Origin of the sequence: Treponema sp., assembly GCF_051883275.1 — a bacterium.
GTDB lineage: Bacteria > Spirochaetota > Spirochaetia > Treponematales > Treponemataceae > Treponema_D.
In genome coordinates, this window is record NZ_JBJETK010000040.1 from 1 (window position 1) to 3,372 (window position 3,372).

5 protein-coding genes are annotated in these 3,372 nt (G+C 38.3%); all 5 read left to right on the top strand.

Annotated features, from left to right (window positions below):
• Positions 1–541 (top strand): hypothetical protein (locus ACI4L0_RS06285; RefSeq protein ID WP_439799317.1); only part of this gene is annotated, 541 nt, incomplete at its 5' end.
• Positions 534–773: a hypothetical protein gene (locus ACI4L0_RS06290; RefSeq protein WP_439799318.1), complete on the top strand. Its 240-nt coding sequence runs from the start codon at positions 534–536 to the stop codon at positions 771–773. The genes ACI4L0_RS06285 and ACI4L0_RS06290, both read left to right, overlap by 8 nt.
• Positions 770–988, top strand: coding sequence for an acyltransferase (locus ACI4L0_RS06295; RefSeq protein ID WP_439799319.1), 219 nt, complete (start codon positions 770–772; stop codon positions 986–988). Before ACI4L0_RS06290 ends, ACI4L0_RS06295 begins: the two co-directional genes overlap by 4 nt.
• A complete protein-coding gene (locus tag ACI4L0_RS06300; RefSeq protein WP_439799320.1) occupies positions 985–1,734 on the top strand; it encodes a WecB/TagA/CpsF family glycosyltransferase in 750 nt (249 codons plus the stop codon). Before ACI4L0_RS06295 ends, ACI4L0_RS06300 begins: the two co-directional genes overlap by 4 nt.
• Before the next feature lie 244 nt (positions 1,735–1,978).
• Positions 1,979–3,271: an ATP-binding protein gene (locus ACI4L0_RS06305; RefSeq protein ID WP_439799321.1), complete on the top strand. Its 1,293-nt coding sequence runs from the start codon at positions 1,979–1,981 to the stop codon at positions 3,269–3,271.
• The last annotated feature ends 101 nt before the right edge of the window (positions 3,272–3,372 follow it).

Consider the following 3,372-nt stretch of genomic DNA (forward strand, 5'->3'; position numbering starts at 1 on the left):
GGAGATTTTAATTCTTCCTGAAGGCGTGGACGAGGCGATGCTGAAATTTATTCTGCGGCGTGTTTCTGAAGACGGAACTGATTTTTTATTTCTGTATTTCTGCGGAAATGAAAGCGACCGTCTCACATCTGACGGATTTACAATTGGCGGCGAGAAGATTAAGCGTATCTATATAGAAGAAACTTGCAAGAAGCAGGTGTCTGTTTTTGATGCGTGTACCGCACTTATTCCGGTTGATGATGAGTGTGATGAAGATTTTAGCGATGCCGGAAATTGTGATTCTTGCGAAGAAAAACAGCAGGTTGCGGCGGCTCGGATTTTGAGCGACGAAGCATTTGGAGTGGTGAAAGGTTCTCTGTGGCTGAACGGCTGCGATGAAGGCAGAAAGGCTGTTTTGGGTGAAGACGGTAGCGGTGTGTATACGGCATCTTTTTTGGAAGGACTTTGCAGTTCGGAGAAAATGCTTGATTTTTTGTCAGCGGACAGGAACGCGCGGTTTGTGTGCAATGTGGCAAGGGAGGAGGCTTTTGTAAATGCGTAATCATCGTTCTGAATATAAATTGAAAAGAATTTTAATTCATATTTTTAGACCTTTAATTGAAAACTGTATTTTTATTTCGGGTTTTCAGCGAGCAAAACTTTTCAAGCTAATTGGTTACAAAAATATTGGAAAAGAAGTTTTTATCGGAACAAATGTTTATTTAGACGAAGTAAATCCTCTTGGGATTCATATTGCAGACAAATGCACAATAACTAGGGGGGGGTACTGTTGACTCACTATTATAATTCATATTCAAGAAAATGGTACTCGGACAATTTATTTTTGGAAGAAAATGTTTTTCTTGGTTGTAATGTTATCATCTGCAAGGGTGTAAAAATCGGACGGAATTGCGTTGTTGGAGCGGGAAGCGTAGTAACTAAAGATTTTGAAGAAAATTCAGTTTATGCGGGCGTTCCTGCAAAAAAAATTGGAGAACACATTTTATGAAAAAATACCTTTTTGAAGATGTTCCCCTTTCAATTCCCGAAAGCAAAGAGGAAATAAAAAATATTTTTTCAGAACTCCTTTTGCAAAAGAGCGTTGCGACGGTTTCGTTCATTAATCCGGAAATTTTTCTTGCGCAGGAGAAAAATCCGCTTCTCCACGATTATTTTAAAAGCACGGAATACAATTTTATAGACGGAATCGGGCTCATTCACGCCATAAACAGAAAACTCGGCACTTCTTACGGGGCAGAAAACCGCTTTCCCGGAACTGATTTTTTTGACTATCTGCCCGATGACCGAAAAACAAGGATTTATCTTTACGGTTCAAAAATCGAAAACCTTGAAAACGCAAAAATTAAACTGGAAAATGCCCACCCGAACATTCAGATTATTGAATGGACATTCGGCTACACAAAATTTGACGGTGATTTTCTCGTTGAAAAAATAAACTCCGCTGCTCCCGATATTCTGATTGTTTGCAAAGGATGTCCGCTTCAGGAAAAGTGGATTTGGGAAAACAGGGCAAATCTTTCTGTACCGGTCGTATTCGGAAACGGTGGCGCAGTAGATTTCTGGTCAGATTCCGTAAGACGCGCCCCGGATTTTATGATAAGACACGGACTTGAATGGCTTTTCCGCTTGTTTGCAAGTTTTTCGTTCAAGCGGTTACGCCGGCAGATGACGCTGGTGGAATTTTTGGTGAAGTATAAGCGCGGAAAGTATGATGTGAGGGAGATGGAAATTTAGCAGTCAATGCGGAAAGTATGTAAGTTTTACAGATTTTCAGCGTGAAAGATATATGGCAGGAAATTAAAAAAACTGCTCCGGTTCTTTGACATTTCTATTTTGTGAAGGGAAATAAGTTAGTGAACAAAAGTGGCACAAGGGGCGTTTTTGTTCACTGAAATGATTGTTTTTCCAGGAATTTTCGGTTATATTTATAGTGAATGAAATTGGTACAAAGACCGGTTTTGTTCAGTAAGGAAATAAAATGAATATAATCAGAAAAAGATATGTGGAAGCGTTAAAAAACAGGATGAATAACGGACTGATAAAGGTTGTTACCGGTGTCCGAAGATGCGGAAAATCTTATCTGCTGTTTGAGCTGTTCTGCGATTTTTTGATTAAAAGCGGAATTGAAGAAAACTGCATAATAAAAATTGCATTGGATGATGATATAAATGAAAGTCTTCGTGAACCAAAAAAACTTTCGGAACATATCCGTTCTTTGGTGAAGGATTCTGAAAAAATGTATTACATCATTCTGGATGAAATTCAGTTTGCCATAAGTGACGAAGAGTACAGGCACCCTGAAAAGCCGATAAAAATCTACAGTGTTTTGAACGGACTTTTGCGTTTGAGGAATGTGGATATATATGTTACAGGTTCAAATTCAAAATTCCTGTCAAAGGATATACTTACGGAATTTCGGGGGCGCGGAGACGAAGTTCATGTACTGCCTTTTTCATTCAGTGAATTTTTACAGGGGTATGACGGCGATGTATATCATGCATGGGCGGACTACATTATTTATGGAGGACTTCCGCTGGTTCTTTCGATGAAAACCGACGAACAGAAAGCCGCCTATCTTACAAATCTGTTTACGGAAACTTATCTTAAAGATATTATCAGCCGCAACAAGATTGAAAAGACACAGGAACTTGACGATTTGATAAATATCCTTGCATCAAGTACCGGCTCTCTTACAAATCCGACGAGAATTTTACAGACATTTGAAACGGTACTACATTCAAAAATCAGCATAAATACCATTCTGAAATATTTTGAAATTCTGAAAGATGCGTTCATAATAAATGAAGTGAACAGGTTTGATGTAAAAGGTCGAAAATATATCGGTTCACCAAATAAATATTATTTTGAAGATGTGGGATTGCGCAATGCCCGGTTGAATTTTCGGCAGATAGAAGAAACACATCTTATGGAAAATGTTATTTTCAATGAACTCAGATACCGCGGCTACAATGTTGATGTGGGGATTGTTGAAAAAAGAGAATCCGGCGAAGACGGCAAAAAAAAGCGTGTGCAATATGAGATTGATTTTATTGCAACCCAGGGGAGCAGGAAATACTACATTCAGTCTGCGCTAAGCGTTGCTTCCGGCGAAAAAGAATCACAGGAAAAAAAATCTCTTTTAAGCGTTGATGACAGCTTCAAAAAAATAATCGTCGTTAAAGATGTAATAAAGCCATATTGCGATAATGACGGAATCGTTACGATCGGACTTTTTGATTTCCTGCAGAATGAAAACAGCCTCGAACTGTAATTTCTGAAAAATTTTCTGATATTACTTCTAAAACTCTCCTTTCAAAAAATAGAAATGTGCAACCTCTAAAAACTTCAGTTTTTAGAGGTAACTTTAAAATA